Consider the following 23,533-nt stretch of genomic DNA (forward strand, 5'->3'; position numbering starts at 1 on the left):
AATCAGCTAAAAGCAGAAACAAGCTTTAATAAAGGCATGCCCGCAAAACAGAAAAAAGCTATGCGCAGTACAGATTACCTTGAAAAGGTATTGAAATCATAGACTTTTTTCATGCTCTTGCCCTGCCCTCTCAGTAGCCTTAAACAACAAGAATATGATCCCTCACCAACGAGTGAAGAACCACAAATAGTAGAGAACATCTATTATCTAGCTCCTTGTATATTTATCGAATCTACCTGTCGATAATGCCACTCAATCCTTAATTAAGCTCAAATAATGCTTTGCGAAAACTGGTTAGATAATTAACGACTCTATTATTTTTGCTGGGGTTTTCTGTATGATTTTTTCGTGTCAGGTTCTAAAGCTGCGCGCTTGCTTGCCGCTTCTTTTTTTAGTGTTTCAGCAGACTTTTTATCATCTACTTTTTTATCATGAGTTGGATTTTGCATAGTTGCCTCAGAGTTCTCGCCCCTCACGTTAATGTAAAAGGCCGAGATTTAAAGCCTAGTTTATAAAGCTCCCCAGCTCTGTGCGCTACAACACTTAAATACTATATTTGATTTGATTATGGTTACGGTTCAATTTTAAATTTAAAGCACCAGCTTTAGCTAAAAACCAGCACTACTTAAAAAGCATATTATTTGAGTCAGACATAAGTGTTCTAACCAAGTAAAGCCTGGTGAATGATCGGTTTCGCAATACCGCTTTATTTAAACTATTAATTCTTTCAATGCATCTAAAGGCAGCGCTTTATAAAAATACCAACCTTGAACCTGGTAGCATTTATTATACTTTTCAATGAATTCACACTGTTCTTTCGTTTCAACGCCTTCAAAAATAACAATACGATTAAGGTTCGTGAATAGTGCCATTATTGCCAGTAGCATATCTTTTTTCAAAGGATCAGTAATCGATTGAGTAAAAATACGGTCTATTTTTATGATATCGAAGTTAATTTCAGTTAACCAAACTAAATTTGAAACACCTGTGCCAAAATCGTCCAAGGCAACAGTAAACCCATAACGTTTAGCCTGCAAAGCAAAGTGTGACAACTCATTTAGTGGCAGTCCTATACGCTCAGTGATCTCAATTTTTATTTGTTTTTGGCTTATTTTATATAATTCGCATTGCTCATTTAAAAACGGTAAATACTCCGAACTTTGAATTTCAAAGGAGTTAACATTAATTGCAATACTAAAGTCATCTTTTTCTATAACAAAAGGCGACAACTCTTTAAATGCCCGCTGTACAGATGAAAATGCCATCGACGGATATAAATTTAACTGCTCAGCAATACTTAAAAATAACTCAGGTGAGACTTGCCCATGTACCGCATCTTTCCATCTAATTAAACATTCTACACCAATAATCTGCTTACTCTGGACCTCTAAAATTGGCTGATATTCTAAATAAATACTTTCATCTGCGATTGCATTACGTAATCGAAATTCAATCGAATTTGTTCTTTCTATGTATGAGATAAAAGAATAAATAATTAAAAAACTAATAACGCAAAGCAATAAAAGTATCGCAGTCAAAGTGGAAAAAAATAGTAACCCAGGGCGATTATTAAGCACGCTAGCGCAATAGTTAAATTTTGTACTACAGCTTTTAACTTCTTGTGATAATGAGTTAAATTCATTATCAAACTGAAATTCGGAATCAAATTGATGGAAAACGTACAAGCCATCACTAGAGGTTATATTAAACGAAAAATCCTTATTTGCTTGATCAAAATATTTGAAAGGATCTTGAATTGTAAATGCAATAACACCATTACGTTTTGCAATATCATATTTGGCATCAATAGGAAAAATCCCCTCAACTTTTTGCGCAAAATAAAAACCTTTAGTGCCCTTAAAAAAATCAACATTAAGTTCAACGGGCTCTTTTAAAATGCCCCAATTTGCCGAACATATAATTCTATTTTGTTTAACTAAACCAACATCATGCGTGTAGTGGTAGTTAGTTAAAAGGATACGTAATTTATTTACAGTTTCTTCATCACAGCGTCGAGGGTTAATGGCTTCTGTCTGATAAATGGATTGGCTAATATCACTGGAGATTTCTTCGGCTTTACTAATAAGAGATTGTGTAAACTTTTTCTGATAAAGCATTTGTACATAGTTTGCGCCAAAATGGGATATACAAATTAAAAGCAGTAGCAAAAGCGGTAAAAAGAAAATTATTGCACTTGGTTTTTCTTTAAAAGCTCTCAATGACATAGATTTTCCCTTGCAGTTAGCACATTAATTATCATTTAATACCATTAAATCGTAACGTACGCTAACAACAAGCCCCTACCATTAACTATTATTTAACAGCTGGCAGTTTGTTTGCGTATGAAAAGCTGAAATTGTTGATATACCCAAAACATAGGACTTAGCCATATTAAAAAGGCTGCCACCTACTTCGCGAAGAATCAAAAATAAAGCGGTTCAAATTCGGTGAGCTGGTAAGTCAGCGAATTTCTTCCACTCATTGAAAGTCGAAGCGATCCATGGCGAGCCAATTATGGATAGTAATATATCAAACTCGATTCACTGTGACTGCATAATCTATAATCTGATGAGCTAATGTTTAAGCTATTATATCAACGCTTAGTATTACCTTTTCGGCTTACTAGGTTTAGCCAATGTTGTTACATCATGAGTATAATTCGCCTAATAACTTAAAAGTAAGCCTCTGAATAAGTTTATCTTTAGATAACAACGACAACTCAAACCTTAACAAAAACATATAAATAAAGTGCAATCTGCTGTTATACTGTTTTTATTCACAGAGGGTCTTATTCTAGTATGGTTACAATTAAGCAAGTCGCTGTTCACGCAGGTGTTTCATTTAAAACTGTATCGCGAGTGGTCAATAATGATCCAACAGTCAAAGATATTAACCGCGAGAAGGTTCTTAAAGCGATAAAAGAATTAGGTTATCGTCCTAATCGTGCGGCAAGTTTAACGCGACGTAAAAACTCAAACATTTACGCAATTATTGCTGATGAACTGCTTAGTGTTCCTTATACTTTTGATATTATTCGTGGTGCCCAAGAAATTGCGTGGCAGAAAAATAAAGAACTGTTGATCCTCAATGTTAACGAAACCCAAGCGAGTATAGACAGAGCTATAGAAAGCCTTTTAGAGTATCGCGTAGAGGGCGTTATATATTCAGCAATGTATCATCGCCAAGTTGTGGTAGCTGATGAACTAAAAAAAATACCAACAATTTTAGCTAACTGTTTTCCTGCTTTGAATAATTTCCCTTGTGTAGTCCCTGATGAACAGCAAGCAGGTGAAGATATTACCGATGCATTAATATGCAAAGGCTATCGCCGCATTGCTTTTTTAAACTTAAATGAGCATATAATTGCAGCCAAAGGTCGCAAACAAGGCGTTATAAATTCATTTAAAAAGCACGGCTTACCACTCGATGATTTACTCATTGAATCGGTGATTATTGGTCAAGCCGATGGTAGTGAGATTTCTACTTCGAGAGAGTCTGCAGCGAGAGTAATAGACGAGTTTAAACCTGATGCTATTATTTGTGGTCAAGATCCCATGGCGCTAGAAATTTACTTTGTTGTGCATGATAAAGGAATGATCGTTGGTAAGGATATTGGTATAGCAAGTTTTGATGATTGGGGCAGTATTCCACAATTATTACAACCGAATTTAACTACCATGGCATTACCCCATCATGCAATGGGACGTTGGGCAATGGAATACCTCATAGACCAGCGTACTGATATTGTTCATCACAGCCTACCGTTTAAATTGATTGCTCGTGATTCGTTTTAATAACATCTTTTTTTAATGTAAAAAGCGATAATACAATAAACACACAGATAACCAAACCCAAATACTGGTAGGCTAACGCAAAGCCTACATGATCATATACAACACCTACCGCGACGGCTAACATTGACGCCACCAATTGCGTAGTAAATTGAAAGCCAATGATATAGATCATCGCTGAATAGCGCGCATCAAAATGCATATTTATATATTTAAATAACGCAATCAGCATCAGCGGTAATTCAATGGCGTGTAATAATTTCAATAAACTAATGCTGATAGAGTCACTAACAATCCCCGAGCAATATATTCGTATCGCCATCAATACACCACTTAACAGCAACGAATTTTTAATGCCCACATAATTCACCCATTTAACAGCTAAATACAAAATAGCCGCTTCAAGAATAACTTGCGCTGAAGTTAAATAGCCAAAAAACTCTCGACCTTGCTCTGGGGTGTCAAAAAAAGAGGTGTAATAAATAGCAAATTGCTGATCAAATACCGCATAAATACAACTAACACCGATCACAAATACACTTAAACGCCAAAGCCCTGCGATTTTAAAAAATGCTGTAAGCTGTTTTACAGGAGAAAAAGTTCGAGAAGGCGCTATTTCACGCTGATTTTGTGCGACCTTAACAAAGGCTAAAAAACCCATTAAGCAAACCGCCGCAATGCTTGATAACCAATAATTTAAACTAGGAGATAAATTAAAGGATAAACCGGCAAAGTAACTTGCCATAGCCCAACCCAGTGACCCCCACATTCGAGCTTTACCAAATTCAAAGTTGGTCGAGCGACTTTGTTTATCAATATAACTTTCAAGCGTCCCTACTCCAGCTAAAAATGCACATGAAAAAACGGCACCGCCTAAAATAGCAGCCAGATAAAACTGCGTTTGTAGTAGTGGCGCGTATACAAAACTTACAAACGGGCCAATCAACATGATGAAAAATGCAATGAAGTAAAGCAGTGTTTTTTGTAAACCGAGTTTATCTTGCAAAATGCCGTAACAAGGCATCACGAGTAAAGCCATGATGGAATTAATGCTAAAGATAATCCCGACTTTAGCACTATTGAGGCCGACTTCTTGACTAAGCCAAATAGGAAATAATGAAAATGAAAAAGACCATGCCATAAAATAAACAAACAAAATGACACTTAATAGTCGATAATTGCTACTCATATATCGCATAGCCTTAGAGAATGATTAATGACTCTATAATAATATAGAGTCATTTTGGAAGTTATTTTTCTATTGCTATATTATTTAACTTAACGTCACTAAGCGACAAAGGCTGCTCAGCACTCACTTGTATTTTATTGTAAGGAGAGGTTGGAAAAACAATCGACGTCATAGAGCTAACCCCTTTATTTACAAACACTTCTACCGACGCTTTATCTACCCATATCTCAACATCGTAATACTCAAGGCCTTTTTGTAATGGCGCTGTTTGTAAAGAAGCAAACCCATCTTCAAAGTCTTTTAAACCCGATTGTCTACGGTCAAGTATTAGTTGTCCTTGAGCTGGGTTTAGCTGAAGCTTAGTGTATTCACCCGTTGCAGAGCTAAGCACAATATCAGTAACTTGCTCAGCGTTTGATAAACTAAAGCTCACCTTAAATTGCCCAGGTTCGACAGTAAAAAGCTCATCTAACTGGTAGCTATTTGTGCGAGTTAGGGTTGCCTTTTGCTGTGTGTTACTCAGTAAACTATCGAGTTCTTTGATAGGTTGAGATGCCAAACGCACTCCTGCTGGCGTTTGTAATAACTTTAATTCTCTGGGAATCGTCATTGCACTGCGCCATACCTCAGTCGGTACTTGGTTTGCGTATTGCCAGTTACTCATCCATCCCATAAATAAGTGTCTACCGTCTTGAGCATCAGAAAAAGTCACGCCAGCATAATTATCTGTTCCGTAGTCTAGCCATATTGACGGTTCATACTTTTCTTTTGCTGCTTTATCAGAAAATACGATATCAGCAATTTTTATATGCCCCCAATCACCTCGTTCATTGTCTACCACTTTAATATAAGCTTGCTGGCCTTTTAATTGACTCACGTTCCAAGAACGCTCGGTCATTGTACCTGTATTGTTTCCGCTTGCGGTTTTAACTATTTCACCATTAACTAACAACTGTATTGCGGTACTGTTATGATGCTTTCCGCCTGCAATTTTAAAGTTAATGAAATCATGATCAATCGCAAATGATTTTGAGGTTAAGGTACCAATTGCCTCATCCGAGCCTTTAAAAGAACTGGCAATGGTATTTGCTGGTTGATCATTTACTATATGAAATGCTTCACCCGATACTTGCCAATTTTTTAAGCCATTTTTGAAGTTAGAAAAATCAAGCCCTTGAGGGAAAACGGCAGGTGTTGTTGTAAGCATTTTTTGATAATCGCTATCCAACACAAATTTTTCACCGTCGAAATCGCCAACAAAATATTGTGTACCAGAGCCGCCATTTGGCGCGCCAGGGTTGATACTCACTAATAAAACATATTTATATTCATCGGTGCCTTCAATACGCACGCGAATAAGATCTGGACACTCCCATACACCTGCGTGACTTCCCCAATCAGCGCCAAAGTTACTTTCAAATTGCCATGTTTTTAAATCTTTTGAGCTGTAAAAGCCGATATGATCATCTTGCGCTAATACCATGACCCATTGCTGAGTATCTTCATGCCAACTTACTTTAGGATCACGGAAATCGCGGATCCCAGGGTTTTTTAATACCGGATTATTAGCGTATTTTATCCATGTACGGCCTTTATCGGTGCTATATGCTATACCTTGCGTTTGAAAATCAATCGCCCCTTGTGCCGCCTTTTTATCATCGTGATAGGTAAATATAGCCACTAATGGTGGGTTTTCTTTACTGCCAAAGCCGCTGCTATTTTGCCAATCAACCACCGCACTGCCAGAGAAGATAGTACCGTGCTCATCAGGAAACAACTTAATTTCTTGATGCTGCCAATTAACCATATCTTTACTAATTGCATGTCCCCAATGCATTGGCCCCCATACCGATGAGTCAGGATTATGCTGGTAAAACAGATGATATTCGCCTTGGTAGTAAACCATACCATTAGGATCGTTCATCCAATGCTTTTCAGGAGTAAAATGAAAAGCAGGTCTAAACGCCTCTTTGCTCGGTTTATCTGCCCCCTTAAGGGCTGTTTGTTCAGTTGGGTTTGTCATGCTACATGCTGCCAAAAATGATGAAATTAAAACTAAATTAACGGTTCGCATCTAATGCTCCATGCTTATTATTGGTATCTAATGAAATTGCTTCTAAAGAACGTCCTTTTGTTTCTGGCATAAACCACGCAACAAAAATCAATTGCCCTAACATCATTAAAGTAAAGAAAGTGAATACTTCAGTGGCACTAAAACGTTCTAAGAAAAATGGCATAAGTAAAGTGATTGCTGCGGCAAAAAACCAATGCGTACCGGAGCCTAAAGACTGCCCTTTTGAACGTACTTTGTTCGGGAATATTTCTGCAATGAAGACCCAAATAACGGTACCTTGGCCAATGGCATGAGCGGCAATAAACACAAATACAAACGCTACAACCGTTAAGCCTCCAGAGTCAGTACTAAATGCCCACGCCACAACAGAGAGGGAAATAACGTAGCCAATTGAGCCGATATACATCAGCGAACGTCGGCCAAATTTATCAATCAACGATAAACCCAGCATGGTAAAACATAAGTTAACCACGCCAATTCCAGCGCCTGAAAGCAATGATTGATTTACATCCAATCCTGCAAGTTCAAATACGCGCGGTGCATAATAAATAATAAAGTTGATGCCAGATAATTGATTAAATGCGGCAAATAAAAATGCAAATAAAGCCGCCTTATTGTAACTACCACCAAATAGCTTTGATTGACTGTTTTGTAACTTGTCGCGTTCAATGTCATTTAATACTTGGTCTGGGTTTTGTTCACCTAAAGTCACTAAGATTGAACGCGCTTTAGCTTTTTCGTTTTTCTTTTGCACTAACCAACGTGGGCTTTCAGGTGCCTTAATGATCATTAATAAATAAGCTAAGGCCGGTATTGCCTCCACGCCTAACATTAAACGCCAGTCAATTGCTGATGTTCCTGCAATTAAAAAATTAGAAACAAACGCAACTAAAATACCAAATACAATTTGAAACTGATAAAGCGCGACCAAACGCCCACGGTACTTAGCAGGTGCAATCTCAGAGATATAAGCAGGTACAACAATTGAAGAAATACCCACTCCCACGCCACCAATAAACCGTAGTAAGGCGAAGCTATATGCGTCAGGCGCCATGGCGGAGCCAAGCGCCGAAACTAAAAATAACACACCGACTAAAATCAATGTGGGTTTTCTACCCCACTTATCGCATGGGTAATTACCAGTTAAGGCACCAAGTAGTGTTCCCCATAAAGCTGAAGACATAATAAATAAGCCATGAAATAACGAGCTCGTATTCCATAATGCTTGAATAGGTTTATCCGCACCGGATATAACAGCAGTATCAAAGCCGAATAAAAAACCAGCAACTGCAACAGTGACTGACCAGTAAATAATTTTTTTCATAATCACTCTTAAAACTTAAAGCTTAAAAGGTGGGCCGAAACCCACCACTATTAATAACCTGGGTTTTGTGTGTACGACCCACCACTTAAAATAATTTGCTGGTTTGGAATAGGTAAATACTCATGCTTACCTTTAGTGAAAATAGCATCGACTAAATAAGGTTTACGTACAGCTTCAATTGCCAAGTAACTATCAATAGTTTCTTTTGCTATTCCCCAACGCACTAAGTCAAAAAAGCGATGTCCTTCAAGCCCTAACTCTAAACGTCGCTCAAAGCGCAGTGCTGCTCTTGCTTGTTCTTTAGAACCAAAACTTGTATATAAGCCAATGTTATAAATACTCGCGTTATGCAATTTATCGGTGCTTTGTTTAGCGCGTTCACGAATACGGTTAATGATTGGCAATGCTTCGTCATATCTGTCTAACTCAATTAATGCTTCTGCTTTCCAAAGCAATACTTCAGCGTAACGAATGAGTGGGGTATTTAATGAAAAGATAGGAAAAGGGCCATTCTCACCACGACAACTACAGTCAGGGTGTTCAAGATCTTTCATTGCCGTAAAGTTGCCATATATACCAGGGGCACGTGCCCAGCTATCACCGCCATGGATCAAATTTTCGTCATACTTAAATGGTTTACCTTCCATTGCCACAGTGTGATCTAGGCGAGGGTCAACTGAGTCAGTCGTCATGTCATAATTAAAGTCGTTAAAAGAGCCAAATAACGGCAAGCCTTGTTGGTCTGTTTTAAACGCATTAACAAAATTTTCTGTTGGTACATGAAAACCACAACAGCCAAAACCACCAGCCATTGGCGCATTTAATGCACTAGGCCAGCTACCACGTCCATCTGGAGAGCCGTCATTTAGAGAGCGCTGAATAGCAAAAACTGACTCTTTACCATTCTCACTTTCAAACAAGAAGTTATTCGCGTAATCATCAAATAAGCCATAGACGCCGGCCTCTTCAATTTCATCAACTAGAGCCACTACTTTTACAAGTTTATCTTTATTAATATTGATAACTTCATGTAGCTCATTCTGCTCATACGCTTGGTAGAGCAATGTTTTAGCTAGATATGCCTTAGCTGATAACGCTGAAGCGCGCCCTACATCTTCTTGGGTTTGTGGTAAATTGTTTGCAGCAAACTCAAAATCTGCGGCAATTTTATCCCATAGCTCCTGATCGCTCAGCTCACGATTAGTAGCGCTAAGAATTTGATCTTGAGTCATTGTTTCATCAATCCACGGGATATGCTTATGATGTATTTTTAAATCAAAGTAGAAAATACTGCGAATGAACCGCAGTTCGGATTGTTTTGCAGCACTGTTTTCAATAGCATCTGGCGCATTTGCGATTACCGCTAATGCTGAGTTTGCTCTTGAAATACCGGTGTAATTACGTACCCATTTCTTATTGTTCAAATCAATCAAATCTGGCGGGAAAGACTCCATATCAGGCACTATTGGTTGATATAGAGACAAAGCATGATAAGCAAAGATATCACCAGGTCCATTACCGCCTTTGTGAGCGTCTCCGGCACGTAAGTTTCCTGTCGGCCATAAAAAGTTAGGGGCAGTATAATGATCATTGCCTAGATATGAGTAGGCAGCAATGACCAAAGCATCTATATTTTCACTGTTAGAAACTTGCTCTTCGGTTAATACCCCAGAAGGTGCAACATCAAGATCAGAACCACCACACGATGCTAAAGAAAGCGCGAGTGTAGCTGCTGTAAATAGTGTTTTAATTTTATTCATAATATGTGCTCGTATCGTTGTCGTTTTAATAAATCAAAAAGAAAGGTTCACGCCTAACGTGATACGTTTTGGAATTGGGAAGTTGCCGTTTGGAGTTTCTGGATCTTGGCTTAGCGTCCCCGATGGCGTAATGGTCAATAAGTTACTGCCCTGCAAATAAATTCGTGCAGAACTAATACCGTATTGATTTAACCACTGTTCATCAGGTGTATAACCGATAGATAAGTTGCGAAGCTTGAGGTAGCTACCATCTTCCCAAAACAAACTTGATTGACGGCCTTCACCATTGTTATCGATTAAAGTTAATGCCGGTACATTACTGTCAGTATTATTAACTGACCATGCATCAAGAACGCGATCACCGTAGTTAGAACCTATATTTAATGATGTAAAGTCAGTAAACCCACGCCAGCTATTACGTATCTCACCTCCCTGAACACCTTGCCAGAACATATTGAAATCCCAATTTTTGTATTTGAAATTCATGTTCAATCCATACATAAAGTCAGGATCAGTATCGGTGAAAAAGCTTTGATCGTTTTCATCAATCACGCCATTACCGTCTAAATCTTTCCAGCGAACTCGACCTAAACCGGCCCCAGATTGCGCTGCGTGAGCATCTATTTCATCTTGATTTTGGAATAACCCATCAGCGACATAACCATAAACAGAGTTAATAGAATGACCAACAATCGTTTTATCAACACCATTGCCACCAAATGAATTCACAACGTCTCCAGGTAACGAAACAACCTTATTTTTAGCCGAAGAAATGTTAAAGCTAATATCGACATCGATATCACCATCTAAGCTATCAAAAGTAAGATAGTCGGCGTAGCCAATAAGAAACTCAAAACCAGAGTTTTCAATTGTGCCACCATTAACCCATTGCTGAGCACCTTCGCCCAATGTTGCAAGCGGATTGGTTAACGTTAAAATATCTTCTGTGGTTTTTTCAAACCAATCGATACTGCCGTATATGGTTTCGTAACGCATACCAAAATCAAGACCAATGTTTGTTTGCGTTGATGTTTCCCACTTTAGGTCATCATTCCCTGTCTGTGCTTTTACAAACCCAGATGGAAGCGTGCCGCCATTAGCACCGCCTATATCATAAGCGGTCCCTTCATCTTGCCGATCAGTGAATAATGACTGTGTTGCATAACGACTTAAATACGTTGTGTATGTTGCATCGGTAGGTATCTCTTGATTACCCGTTTTGCCCCAACTAGCACGAAGCTTTAAGGTAGATAAAAATTCAATATCATAGAATGATTCATTGCTGATCACCCAACCTGCAGAGATAGCTGGGAAATTTCCATAACTATTATTACTACCAAAACGAGATGAGCCATCACGACGTATTGTTAAGCCTGCTAAATAGCGGTCATCAAAGTTATAGTCCATACGCGCAAAATAAGAATTAAGAGACCATTTATCACCATCCCCTTCTACACGAACATCACCTGTTGCTTGTGATAAATGTGCGTAATCACGATCATCAGACGCAAAACCTGAACCAAAACCAACAGACCCTTCATACTCATAATCTATTTGTTCTGTACCGATCAAAAACGTAAAATGATTTTCGTTTAAATCAAGCTTATATTCGGCGGTATTAGTCCAGCTAAAACTACTATTCCAATTTTCTGTCACTGACAGCTGATCACCATAATTTAGTGAGCCTGCTTGAAAAGCACGGGTATAGTTTCTGAAGTAATATTGCCCGTAGTCTAAACCGATAGAGCTTTTTAACGTTAAGTCCTCTATTGCTTCATATTCAACAAAAATATTTCCCATTAATTTATTGAACCTACTAACATTATCACGGTTCATTTCGATAATTCTGACAGGGTTATCTCGGTCAGTTACGCCAGGAACCGGTCCTCCCCAGCCACCTACCTCGTTGTACACAGGAACGATAGATTGTTGCTCTATAGCCAAACCCAATATTTCACCAGCTCTAGCATTGATTAGGTTTGACTCTTGATTGGTTACAGTGAAATTTTCACCTATTTTTAATTTATCTGTTAGTTGGTAATCAGAATTGACCCTAAAACTAATGCGTTCAAATTCAGAACCATCAACAACACCTTCTGAATTAAAGTAACCTAATGAACTATAAATAGAGGCGTTCTCAGAACCACCTGAAACTGAAAAGTTAAGATCAGTGACCTTAGCTGAACGAGTGACCTCATCAAACCAGTTAGTGTCAGCAGGACGCTGAACTTGTTGAGGATCGGTATACGTGGGCAATATTACTGAGTTTAGCTGTGGGTTATTGTAGTCACCATTCCAATCATAGCTATATAATGGGCTCGCTGCATTTGGATCTGAACCATCGTTAACAGCAGCCTGCCATACAACCTGCCCACGTTGTTTGGTATTTAGCGGATTTAGGTCATAGCTATAGGCATCTTGAGATTGATTAACTGAAAAATTGAAATCCAGCCCTTCATTCCCTTTTTTGGTTGTGATAATTATGACTCCATTACCAGAGCGAGCACCAAAAATACTTGCAGCTGCTGCATCTCTTAGCACCTGTATATCAGCAATATCATGGCTATTAAGTTCATGCATTCCAGATTTAGTTGGTACGCCATCAATAACATATAATGGATCGTTATTTCCAAGTGGCCCTAAGCCTTGACCACGTATTCGTACCGTCGCAGTAGAGTCAGGTGAACCATTCGTTGTAATTTGTAGACCTGGCACCCTCCCTTGCAAGTTTTGCATTATATTGCCTGAAGGCTGGTCTACTAAATCTTCAAGATCAACCGTACTCACTGCGCCTGTTAAATCTTGTTTTTTAACACTTCCATAACCATATGAAACTTCAATAACTTCAATACCAATCTTGGCCGACTCTTCTTCTTGCAGTTGTTCAGCAGCGAAGCTGTTGGATGGCAGCCAACAGCCTAACAATAATGTACTAACACTCGCAGCAAGCTGGTTTTTCCTAAATCTGAGCATTGTGTGTGTCCTCATTTTAATTTTATTTTTTAATGTTGATTTCATCAGTCAAATTAACAACGTTGTCTTTTTAGTGCAAAAAAAATATCTTTTTACATTTTGTTGTTTAGCTTGGCAGGCCCAATAAAAATAAACAACGTTGTCTTTTTAACATTAAAAAAACATCTATTCAATATAAATAACAAAATATTTTGTTAAAAATATGTATAACTTGAAATACAACACTATACGCTAACATGGTTCAATAAATTCTAGGATTTGCTGATACGTTATATCTGGTGTTGCCCCTGGCTGCTGAGCAACCATAGCTCCGGCAGCACAAGCAAAATCAATTGCCTGCTGCGGATCGTTTTGAATGCACAGTTGATAAATTAAAGCCCCCAAAAACGAATCCCCTGCACCAACAGTATCCACAACATCGATCAGGTAGCCTGAGTTATAGTAGTTTTTACCTTTAATCGATAATAAAGCACCATGGTTTCCTTTCGTCACGCACAAAAACTCTGTGTTGGTTTGCTTTGCTATAAATGCTAAGTTTTGCTCTAATGAATGGTATTTACACCCCATTCCTTTTGCTATTTCATATAGCTCTTCATCATTGAGCTTGATAAAGTCAGCTTTATTCATCAACTTAATTAAGCTTTCTAACTGATAGTGAGGTGCACGTAAATTTACATCAAACACTTTAAATTTTGCCAAATCTAAAAGTTGATCTAATGAACTCATAGAGCTTTCTGTTCGAGCAATTAAACTACCAAATACAAACACATCTGCACTTTGCACCTTATCTATAACTCGTTGCGATAAACTTATATTGTCCCATGCAGTATCAAGCACAATCTGATAATTGGCCGATCCGCTCTGATCAAGCTTCACTTCAACCACACTCGTTGGCTTAGACTCATGAACATAAATAAACTCTTTAGAGAGCCCTTTTTGCTCAATCTCAGATAGTAGTGCTTCACCTAATTTGTCATTACCAACAGCACTTATCATATGTGCCTTTAGGCCTAGTGAATTAAAACGAAAGCACATGTTTAAAGGAGCACCACCTAAACGCATACCGGACTCAAAGCAATCCCACAGTACCTCTCCAAAACATGTTAAATTAATTTCTTCAGCCTTTTTGCTGCTTATTACAATACTCACCGAGTTGCTCCCTTTATTATTTAGACCATTTCCAAATAAATTTTCACACTATAAATTCGTAACAATATCCTCTAGATAAATCAGGGAGAAATGGCCACGAATAGTAAAAGTTGTATTTAAATACACAATTACAGCCATTGTGTAAAATACATGTTGCAAAAAATAAAGATAACATCTACCTTAAAAAAAGACAACGTTGTTTATTTTAAAAGTATTACTCTGTAACAATAAGAAAAGTTAAGGAAATAAAGTTTTTAACCAATATATTCAATAACTTAAACACACACACAAACACAACAATAATAGTTGTGGAGGAATAAGCATGAAAACAAAGCAAGACATAGCACTTTGCTGGAAAAAAACGGGGCTCGCGTTACTTATATCTTTAACGACAGCCTGCTCTGGTGATCACAAAAACCAACAAGAAGATGATTACAAACTGATCATTCTAGAAGAAGGACAAACCGCTGCTGACGTTATTAATAAAGATGAAAGCGACAGTGATGATGAACCAAATACAGATGACATTCCAATAACTTCCAACCCTGAAAGCGAAGGTCAACCATTATTTTACAACCCTGAAAATACAGAGCAAGTACTATCTGGCTTTGAGTTTTGTTGTGGTGGTAATAACACCTTTCAAGCTCATGGGTTTGATAAATTAACAGGTGATTTTTCTAAATTTGATGGTGGTTTTTGGGCTGCAGATATTTCAGGTCATTTAGGTGAGCGCGTATTTTCGAGCTTTGCGGATGGCTTTGATTTAGAAGGTGAAGCACTTGGGCAACTAGGCTTTTCCGCTACAGGTTCGATGATAAGTCCTAAATTTACAATACAATCAAACTATATCAATTTTTTAATTGGTGGTGGCAATAATGGCATAACAGACGCAAATACAACCGCAATTGCACTTGTTGTTGATAATAAGATAGTTCGTCAAGCAAGTGGAAGCAATACTGCAATGCAAGTTGACTGGCAAACATGGGATGTCAGCGAGTTTAGCTCTCAAGAAGGGCAAATTAAATTTATTGACCATCATGCTGATGATAATTCAGATACTGACTTACCATATTTATTAGTCGACGAAATTCGCCAAGCCGACAGTGCAGCCAAAGTTCCTAGTCAAAATAGTAAGTTGATAAAGAAAATAAAAAAAACCACCGCACCTGCTAGTACTGGCCAATCCGCATTCACTCGTGTATCAAATGCTGAGCAAAATATTGCGGGTTTTGAATTTTGTTGCGGTAAATTTAATACCTACGCAAACCATGACTTTAGAGCAACTGGCGATATGGCCAAATTAGACGGTGGTTGGTGGGCTGCAGACATCACAAACCATGTTGGTGAGAGAGTTTTTTCTAGCCGCGCCGATGGTTTTTTAGCAGATGGGAGCCAATTAGGCTGGATTGGTAACGAAGCTACCGGCACACTTTCTTCGCCCCCATTCACGATTACACATGACTATGTAAACTTTCTAATTGGTGGTGGTACAAACCCATTTGATACTGAAAAAGCGACAGCAATTGTCCTGCGAATAAATGGCAAAATTGTCAGGCATGCCACAGGTAACGGGCAATCAGATAAGCTCGATTGGTTTACTTGGGATGTTAATAGCTTAATCGGTGAAACAGCTGTTATTGAAATCATTGATCAGGATGACACTGCAGACGAAACTGCACTTGCATTTATTATGGCTGATGAATTTAAATTATCAGAGTATGCAGCCGTTGACCCGTCGAGTGAAAGTATTGTCACCCAACTGGATCAACACACGATACCTTTACCATTAACGATGGCTGACCCTAACCCTGTATTTTTAAACGGTGAGTTTTATATTTATTATTTAATTGATACCGCATTTCATGATTGGTATCTAACCCGAACCACAGATCTAATTAATGGTACATTCCCACAACGTGTTCTAGAAGCGACGGGAGATGCACAAACACAAGACCAATGGACCGGATCTGGTAGTGTTATTAAAGATAAAGACAATGTAGCTCATTTATTTTACTCAGGACACAATCTCGATTTTTCTCCTGTCGAAGCTGTTATGCATGCAAAAGCAACAGATAACACGCTGACTAAATGGGAAAAACAAGTTAATAGCACATTCAGTGGTACAGGATCATATAGCGACTTTGACTTTCGTGATCCTGACGTTTTTTATAACGAACAAAGCAACAACTATTGGATGTTATTAACTAGTCGATATAACGCAGATGCAGCTATTGCTCTTTATACTTCGAGCGATCTCAAAACTTGGGAAGCGCAAGAGCCGATTTATACTGCAAACAAACCACTTAACTTTGAGGTTCCTGATTGGGTGAGCTTCAATAACGGACAAGCAATAATTTACTCTGATCAAAATAATAATGAGCGCGATGTAAAATATTTAGTAAAGAATGAAGACACATGGGTACCTGGTCGATACCCTTCACTAGATGGAGAATTTTACTACGCAGGAAGAACTGCAAGCTCCCCTACTCAAACCCTGATGTTTGGTTGGGTCGCCCATAAAAATACCCGCTCAAATATAGGCAGTGCTGATTTTGGTGGTGACTTAGCAATTCATCAAGTATCAATGACAGAATCGGGAGAACTAGCGGTATCAATTCCCGAGCAATACTTAAGCGCATTAGCAACACCAATAGATGAAAATGCACAAACCCAATCAGCACAAACCAATAATGATAATTCACTATTAGTCTCACCAGGTGATCAAGTATTACTAGGTAGTAACAATAAAATCAACCGTCTTCACTTTAGTATTTCGAGTGAAGATACCGACAACCGATTTGGTCTGATATTTCCCGCTTATGAAGAGACTACGCAAACGGCTAGTATAGAAATAAACACAGCCACAGAAACAGCTACTTTTTACTTCGGCGATTCACTTACTCAATCAAACTCTAACATCACCCTCACACCTGAACTAGAAGGCAAACCTCTATTCAATCGAGAGGAAGACCTGACTCAGTATATAGCTGGTTTTGAATTTTGCTGCGGCGGTTATAACACCCTCCAAGCCCACGGTTTTAATAATCTAACTGGAGACTTCTCTAAACTAGATGGAGGTTGGTGGGGGGCCGATGTAAACAACAACGTTGGCGAACGAGTTTTTTCCAGCTTTGCAGATGGCTATGATGAAGATGGAACTGCATTAGGGTGGATAGGTTACTCAGCAACAGGAAAAATGGATAGCCCGTCATTTGTAATCTCACAGCAATATATTAATTTCAAGATAGGTGGGGGTTCAAATCAGTTTGACCACCCTAAAGCAACTGCAGTTGTGCTTATAGTGGACGGTAAAGTTGTACGTAGCCAATCTGGTAAAAATACACAACCCGATGAGAATAATAAACTAACAATGCAATGGGCAACCTGGGATGTTGAAGAATTCATAGGGAAAACAGCCTTTATACAGTTTATTGATCTTCATAATGACGATGGCTCAGACAACAGCTTAGCTTACCTTCTAGCTGATGAATTCAGGGCAGCAGCATTACCTGCGGTACTGGGTGAGCAATCTGCACCTACTTCAGAAAGTCGAATCGACTCACAAGTTACTGTTCCTATCAATTTACAACAAGGGGTAACCGTGGATCTTCTTTTACAACCAGAAAGTGGCTTTGGTACCGCATATATCAATGATTTTAGAGCACTAACCTTTAGGCTTTATGACTTAGATAAACGCCAAGTAGGCATCTATAGTAAACAAGGTACACTCAACGTAAGTGAAATGTCACGCTTCTCTGAGGCAGTAAACCCTTAATAAACTACCTCAGAGGTTTGCAACTAGAGCCTCTGAGGTTTAATTCCTATATTGTAATGCCATGAAAAATTTTGCTTTGCTGATTTGCGGCCCATATCAGTAAGGCACTAACCATGTAACGATCGACTAGTTTTGGCCAACATTGAAATACATTGACACCCACCATAATTATTTTTTGAAAACAATAAACACATTTTGTATGGGAGATGAACCGCCCATTGCACTTCCTACTAATAAAAAGTGCATGTTAGATGCTGTGGTGCTCCCCCTGTGTCAGGATAATTGTGCATTTACTTTCGTTTGTCCGCGCAAGGTCAACTGCTCATGCTTTTACCAATAATGAAACCAGCGCCTTGAATAGTGCCATGATGAGGTTAACCGATGAATGTCTCGGCTCTGGCATCCTGCTTCGCTCTACCTTCTAAATCCATTTAGTCGTAGTGCCCCAGCGACCCCAAAAGGATATGGGAAAAACCTGGCTGCGATGAGCTCGCAATAATCGATTACTGCGTAACGCGCCTATATGTGTTTGCCGTAAGCTACTTGCTTAACTGCCCCATCAACAGACGAAGTAAACGAATTTGTTTATTGAATTAGAATTGACCGTCACTGTATAAAAACGGTCAAAGAAAATACTAGTGCCTATTGACAGAGTTAAGGCTCATATGTGTTAGTTGCCCGGTACTATGAACCTTTATTTTTTAAAAACTAAAATCAGACTAAAAAATTGCAGGGTCAGTCACATCCCATATTTTAAGTTTAGTTAGGATTTTCGGTATTTCGTAAGTAAAAACATTTGCATCGAGTGAAGAGCTATTACACATACCAACAAAGGCTACTTGCTCCTTGGGTCTACGGATATAACTAGTGCTTGTACCCATCCATCCGCCATTGTGCAGCGTATAATTCGGCTCTATATATTGCCCATTAGCATAAAAAGTTATTCCGTTGTTTTCGAATGAGTGTTGACTATTTGGCGTATTAAATTGAGCCATCAATTTGTTAGGAGCATCACCTAATTTCGGGGTATAAAAGTGATTATCCCAAATCAACATATCTTCGAGTGTCGTGTAAAGACCACCGTCACCCACAACAAAAATATTTGTTTCATAACGTTTTAATCCAATATCTTTGAATGTTCTGTACCCTTCGGCACGGTTAGGTACTATCTCTCGCATATCATCAGCGAAAAAAGTGTCGTGCATACCAAGCGGTTCAAATATATATTTTGTAGTGTACTCCCGCATGGACATGCCGCTGACTTTAGCGACTAACTCCGACAATAAAAAATAAGCGAAGTTACTATAAGCCTGTTGCGTATCAGGCTGATGCTCTAAAGGAAGCGATTTTATGACATCGTAGTATTCTTCTTTGGTCAGGTAGTCCTCATCACCAAGTCTGAACGGACCACCTGCGGTCGACAGTAGTGGTTTGGGTAAGAGCGATTGAAGTGTATCGTAATCTGCCATTCCTGAAACGTGACCTAACATTGAGTTGATAGTTACTTTTACACCGTAGTCTTTCAAATCAGTAAGATATTTCCGTATATCATCATCAAGGTTAATTTCCCCTTTTTCTGCTAACAACAATACCGCAAGTCCGGTGAATTGTTTGGATACAGAAGCCATACGAAATACTGATATTGAACTGAGTGGAACCTGATGTTCGATGTTTGCCAAACCATAGCTTTTCTTGAATAAAAATTGCTGATTCTTAATAACACCTACAGAGCATCCCGGTCCATTAACAGGTATAGACTCTCCTGCAATTCTATCAATTTCCTTTTCCAGTAGTGTTAATTGTGTTTCGCTTCCCATAACGGCAAATGAAAATAACAAAAGAACCCCAGCGATTGCTTGAATACTTTTATACATTAATTTCCCCTTTTTTTATTATTAACTATTCTAATAGCTGAATAGTTTCAACACTTCCCTTTACAGCAATCAGTCCAATTATCTACGCACTTCTTCGTAGGTTGGCTTTTTTTGTTGAAAAAGTCAACAAAGTGATGAAATGAGCAAAATCGGATGATCACAATTATTGTTATTGGCACTGAAGACATATTTCGAAATTTTGATTACGGCAGCTTTAGCCTTACAGTGCCTTAAAATTAATAAATATCAGATTTTCTCTTGCCAACACTTACATTTAAAAGTGGCAAACCAAAATGCAATTGGATGGTTAGGCTTGATGCAATTGAGTGGCACTAATGGTAGATATTTTCCATCAAAACTCGATGCCTACGCCTAGGGCAACTAACGCTTTGAATATGGGGCGAATGCGAGCGCTTTGGCCGAAGGCCAGCGAGTATTTGTCCCAGTGAGTTTACGAACGACATTATTAACTTGTTAGTTGCCGATTACTACAATGCCGCATTTATAACCGCCAACGTCACTCTCTAAAATATCACTGTTGTATACAGTGTATTTGCCAGGAGCAGTAAATATTTTTTCATTGTACCCATTGGCCTCCCAGCGAAAACCTGTGGTTTCGGGGTTTAGTCTTACTACGTTTGTTGATTTAAGTTCAGAAGGTGACATTAAACTATTCATTTCATTCGGGGCACTACCGACAACCAAAAATAACCATGTGCTATCTGATTCTCGAAATATAGCTAACTCTTCAAATGAGTTTTCGCCAAGAGAAATGGAAATACTACCTTTGAGAGTAATTTCACTAGGAGCACAGTTAAAATGCTTAGGTGATTCAACCCAAACTGTTTCAGGAGCTTCTGTTTCTTGTGACGCTACCGAAACAAATGGAATCAATAAAAGTAGAAATAATCTCAAAATTTTCCTAGGCAACTAACGCCGCCAACAGCGGCCGAGCGTAGCGAGGTCCAGCCACGAAGGGGCGATGCTGATTGGCCTTGTTAGTGGCTTACGCAACTTGAACCTCTTTAAAACTGGGATTTTTCTCAAACAGCTCTTTGAAGAACAAAAAGCAGCCATCAGATGCACTCATTTTGTTTTTGCCAAATAGCTTTTCTTTGAAACTTCGGTGTTTATCAACTTGAAATACCCACTCCAGCTCCTGATTCGGATCATCACCTTCTTCAAAATAGGCGCATGAACCAATTAGGTAGTTATTACCGTCATACGATAGTTCGCAATACCAACCCCAATCTTCTGCATCTGGCTCGGTAATCTCAAGATTTCCTTTAAGTTCTTCTCGCAACCATTTCAATAACGATAGGCCATATATTGGATTGATAGGATTCTCTCTTTCCTTAGAAACATCAAACATTGACGTCTTGAAATGTATTGCCTGGTTCATATCTATCCTAAGCCACTAACGCCCCAAGCAGGGGATTTTATGAGTGTTTTTCAGCGAGTAAAATTCCCGCTGACTTGGCTTGTTATATGCCGATTAACTCAGCTCTGGACAATGCCAAACCAAACTATGCCACATACTACCTGACACAGTAAATTGAACCATTAACATGTTAGATTCATTGTAGTCAGGAGCCTTAGTATAACTAAATACTAACTTGGAAAAAGTAGGTTCACCAAATGATCTAATTCGTGCTAAAGGTAAATCCAATTCATCAAGTTTAACGATTAACGAATGCCAATTATTAGCAGAGTAATTCATAATATTTTTACGCCAATTAACGTATTCCGTATTCAGGAAAAGATCATGAATAAAGGTGGTCAATTCTTCTAACTTTTCATTATCATCCATAGTCATCTAGGCATATAACGCCAAGCTAGGCGGAAAAATACAGTTAGGCTAAACTGCGCGAAGCGCGAGTCAACTGTAATTTTTCCGTTTAAGCGCCTTGTTATGTGAATTATTTACCGTACCTGCGAATTACTGATACTTTACCATTTTCTAACTCAAGAACATCTAGTACCACTTTGCTATAGCTAAACTCTGAGCCGTCTGAACGTAAGCCTGTAGCGGAGAAAGTATGTTTAAGTGCTATGGAATTATAACCAACAATATACTCAAGAATTTTTGCTTTATAATCGGTATGAACGCCTAGATATCGAGACATACCTTCACGCATTAATTTTTTACCATCAGGCTCTCTTGAGTCATCTGGCGCGTTAGGAAAATGTTGATTACCAACATCATCAGTTAAGAATGACAAGTAAATCTCTAAGTCTTCTTTAGATGCTCCTGGTTGTTGTGTATTAGTCATTGCTTGATGGTATTGCTTAACAAAATTCTCATAATCAAATTTATCATCACTCGCAAAAGCAATGGTTGAAATTAGAGAGATTGAAATAGCTAGAATTGAAATATATTTGTTCATTGGTACTCCTTACCGTGAGATTCACATAACGTTGCCAACACAGGCCGAGCGTCAGCGAGGTCCAGCCCATGCGCTTTTTGCATGGGCGATTGTGGTTGGCCTTGTTAAATGCGGACAACTTCGACCTCTGCTTGTTTTTTAGTACTAAAGTTTTTAGCAAACTCTATTACCTCTTTTTCAGATTCACCAGGATGACTAGTAGTTGTGATAAAGCGGCTATTTTCACCATTACCAACTGCAATTTCATCCATAACCTCTTCCCATATTTCGCAGTCTTTACCAACGGCACAGAATAATTCATACCCTTTATCTAGAAATGACTCTAGCAGCGTATCATGATCTTTTCTATAACCGTCTCGCGATATTAGAACTACTTTGCTCATTCTTTTTTTGCCATTTAACGCCCGCCTAACACGCAATGTGTTGGCATGGCTTTTTGCGTTGTTTGCCAAAACCATGACAACTTTACATTGTCGGAGTTAAGGCGTTTGTTATATGACTATACTTATTGCTTCTTAAATTTATGGGAAAAGTAACCGCATACCAGTGAAAGCAATAAACTAAGTAGTAAATATATTTTTACATTACCATCCCAACGACTCGTGAGACGAGAGTATTCGGGTAAGCTAATACAACTTTGGATTTCACTGTTTTCACAAGAATACAGTATGTTAACAGCTTCAGTTGCAAGATCGATTTGGCGGCTAGCAAGAAAAGTAAAATAAATACTTAGGCCTACTGCAATACCAAGAATTAAACGGGCTTTATAGTTCATATACCAAATTCCATTTAGTCATATAACGAGGCTGTAGAATAACTCGTTTTTAATTTATTTTTATTGATGTATTAACCATAGCCGAGTTCCTATTTTGATTCAATCGGTTACTTCGATTTTACGTGAAATATAAAAAGAGGATTTACTGTTGCTTTAATGGGCGTTTTGGAAGGTATGACAGGTGTTTAAGTGGCTTATTTGGAGAGGTAGCAGCTTACCTTTATTAATGCATCGTGTTTTGCAGCTTTTCTATATTATGAACTAAGCAATACAGTTGCCGCAGTATGAAGTGAAAGCATTCACTTTCGTTTGACCGCGTAAGGTCAATTTATTCATGCCTTTGTTAACTGTAATATTCCGCTGTTTATTTAAAGGAAAGCAGGCTCTATACAGCCAAGTCGTTTGCCATTCCGTCAATAAAAAGCTGCCGTCGCCCGATTGGGCTGTCTATTTTGACCTTCA

General features: G+C 38.5%; 17 protein-coding genes. 2 read left to right on the top strand and 15 right to left on the bottom strand.

All coding sequences use genetic code 11. The annotated features are described in order from the left end of the window. Positions 1 to 314: 314 nt before the first annotated feature. Positions 315 to 449 (bottom strand): hypothetical protein, encoded by a 135-nt coding sequence (locus H5203_RS23015; protein WP_257326201.1) that lies wholly within the window; start codon positions 447 to 449, stop codon positions 315 to 317. Between the two features lie 261 nt (positions 450 to 710). Continuing rightward, positions 711 to 2,225 carry an EAL domain-containing protein gene (locus H5203_RS20215; protein ID WP_182820181.1) on the bottom strand — a complete coding sequence of 505 codons (1,515 nt, stop codon included), beginning with the start codon at positions 2,223 to 2,225 and terminating at the stop codon, positions 711 to 713. A 573-nt stretch (positions 2,226 to 2,798) separates the two neighbouring features. On the opposite strand from H5203_RS20215, the gene H5203_RS20220 reads away from it, so the two are divergent. Continuing rightward, complete coding sequence (locus tag H5203_RS20220; RefSeq protein WP_145242830.1) at positions 2,799 to 3,794, top strand: LacI family DNA-binding transcriptional regulator; 996 nt, start codon at positions 2,799 to 2,801, stop codon at positions 3,792 to 3,794. On the opposite strand, the gene H5203_RS20225 is transcribed toward H5203_RS20220, so the two are convergent. The 6 genes from H5203_RS20225 to H5203_RS20250 form a co-directional block, all read right to left on the bottom strand. Next, positions 3,766 to 4,980, bottom strand: a complete 1,215-nt coding sequence (locus tag H5203_RS20225; protein ID WP_145242828.1) for an oligosaccharide MFS transporter — start codon at positions 4,978 to 4,980, stop codon at positions 3,766 to 3,768. The two genes, H5203_RS20220 and H5203_RS20225, sit on opposite strands and share 29 nt — an antisense overlap. A 61-nt stretch (positions 4,981 to 5,041) precedes the next feature. Continuing rightward, complete coding sequence (locus H5203_RS20230; protein ID WP_182820182.1) at positions 5,042 to 7,054, bottom strand: glycoside hydrolase family 32 protein; 2,013 nt, start codon at positions 7,052 to 7,054, stop codon at positions 5,042 to 5,044. Beyond that, positions 7,041 to 8,378 (bottom strand): sugar porter family MFS transporter, encoded by a 1,338-nt coding sequence (locus H5203_RS20235; protein ID WP_145242824.1) that lies wholly within the window; start codon positions 8,376 to 8,378, stop codon positions 7,041 to 7,043. The genes H5203_RS20230 and H5203_RS20235 overlap by 14 nt, the downstream gene beginning before the upstream one ends. 50 nt (positions 8,379 to 8,428) lie before the next feature. Beyond that, positions 8,429 to 10,138, bottom strand: a complete 1,710-nt coding sequence (locus H5203_RS20240; RefSeq protein ID WP_145242822.1) for a RagB/SusD family nutrient uptake outer membrane protein — start codon at positions 10,136 to 10,138, stop codon at positions 8,429 to 8,431. Positions 10,139 to 10,171: 33 nt separating this feature from the next. Next, positions 10,172 to 13,111, bottom strand: a complete 2,940-nt coding sequence (locus H5203_RS20245) for a SusC/RagA family TonB-linked outer membrane protein (RefSeq protein ID WP_182759129.1) — start codon at positions 13,109 to 13,111, stop codon at positions 10,172 to 10,174. 231 nt (positions 13,112 to 13,342) lie between these two features. Beyond that, positions 13,343 to 14,260, bottom strand: a complete 918-nt coding sequence (locus H5203_RS20250; protein WP_145242817.1) for a carbohydrate kinase — start codon at positions 14,258 to 14,260, stop codon at positions 13,343 to 13,345. A gap of 322 nt (positions 14,261 to 14,582) precedes the next feature. Here H5203_RS20250 and H5203_RS20255 point away from each other — a divergent pair, with 322 nt between their 5' ends. Continuing rightward, positions 14,583 to 18,035 carry a hypothetical protein gene (locus H5203_RS20255; protein ID WP_145242815.1) on the top strand — a complete coding sequence of 1,151 codons (3,453 nt, stop codon included), beginning with the start codon at positions 14,583 to 14,585 and terminating at the stop codon, positions 18,033 to 18,035. A 719-nt stretch (positions 18,036 to 18,754) separates the two neighbouring features. Here the strand turns inward: H5203_RS20255 and H5203_RS20260 are convergent. The 7 genes from H5203_RS20260 to H5203_RS20290 all read right to left on the bottom strand — a co-directional run bounded on the left by H5203_RS20260 (position 18,755) and on the right by H5203_RS20290 (position 23,071). Further along, on the bottom strand, positions 18,755 to 19,909 hold the full coding sequence (locus tag H5203_RS20260) for a serine hydrolase (protein ID WP_145242813.1): 1,155 nt from the start codon (positions 19,907 to 19,909) through the stop codon (positions 18,755 to 18,757). 474 nt (positions 19,910 to 20,383) lie between these two features. Continuing rightward, a complete protein-coding gene (locus tag H5203_RS20265; protein ID WP_182820183.1) occupies positions 20,384 to 20,824 on the bottom strand; it encodes a hypothetical protein in 441 nt (146 codons plus the stop codon). 91 nt (positions 20,825 to 20,915) lie between these two features. Further along, complete coding sequence (locus tag H5203_RS20270) at positions 20,916 to 21,311, bottom strand: hypothetical protein (RefSeq protein WP_182820184.1); 396 nt, start codon at positions 21,309 to 21,311, stop codon at positions 20,916 to 20,918. A 93-nt stretch (positions 21,312 to 21,404) separates the two neighbouring features. Next, positions 21,405 to 21,719 carry a hypothetical protein gene (locus H5203_RS20275; RefSeq protein ID WP_182820185.1) on the bottom strand — a complete coding sequence of 105 codons (315 nt, stop codon included), beginning with the start codon at positions 21,717 to 21,719 and terminating at the stop codon, positions 21,405 to 21,407. Between the two features lie 109 nt (positions 21,720 to 21,828). Next, the gene (locus H5203_RS20280) at positions 21,829 to 22,296 is read right to left on the bottom strand and encodes a nuclear transport factor 2 family protein (RefSeq protein WP_182820186.1); all 468 of its coding nucleotides are present in this window, start codon (positions 22,294 to 22,296) and stop codon (positions 21,829 to 21,831) included. Positions 22,297 to 22,400: 104 nt separating this feature from the next. Next, on the bottom strand, positions 22,401 to 22,679 hold the full coding sequence (locus tag H5203_RS20285; RefSeq protein WP_182820187.1) for a hypothetical protein: 279 nt from the start codon (positions 22,677 to 22,679) through the stop codon (positions 22,401 to 22,403). Positions 22,680 to 22,801: 122 nt separating this feature from the next. Continuing rightward, complete coding sequence (locus H5203_RS20290) at positions 22,802 to 23,071, bottom strand: hypothetical protein (RefSeq protein WP_145241257.1); 270 nt, start codon at positions 23,069 to 23,071, stop codon at positions 22,802 to 22,804. Positions 23,072 to 23,533 lie beyond the last annotated feature (462 nt).

It is taken from the genome of Pseudoalteromonas sp. SG41-1 (assembly GCF_014164575.1).
In the GTDB taxonomy this organism is placed as follows: Bacteria; Pseudomonadota; Gammaproteobacteria; order Enterobacterales; family Alteromonadaceae; genus Pseudoalteromonas; species Pseudoalteromonas rhizosphaerae.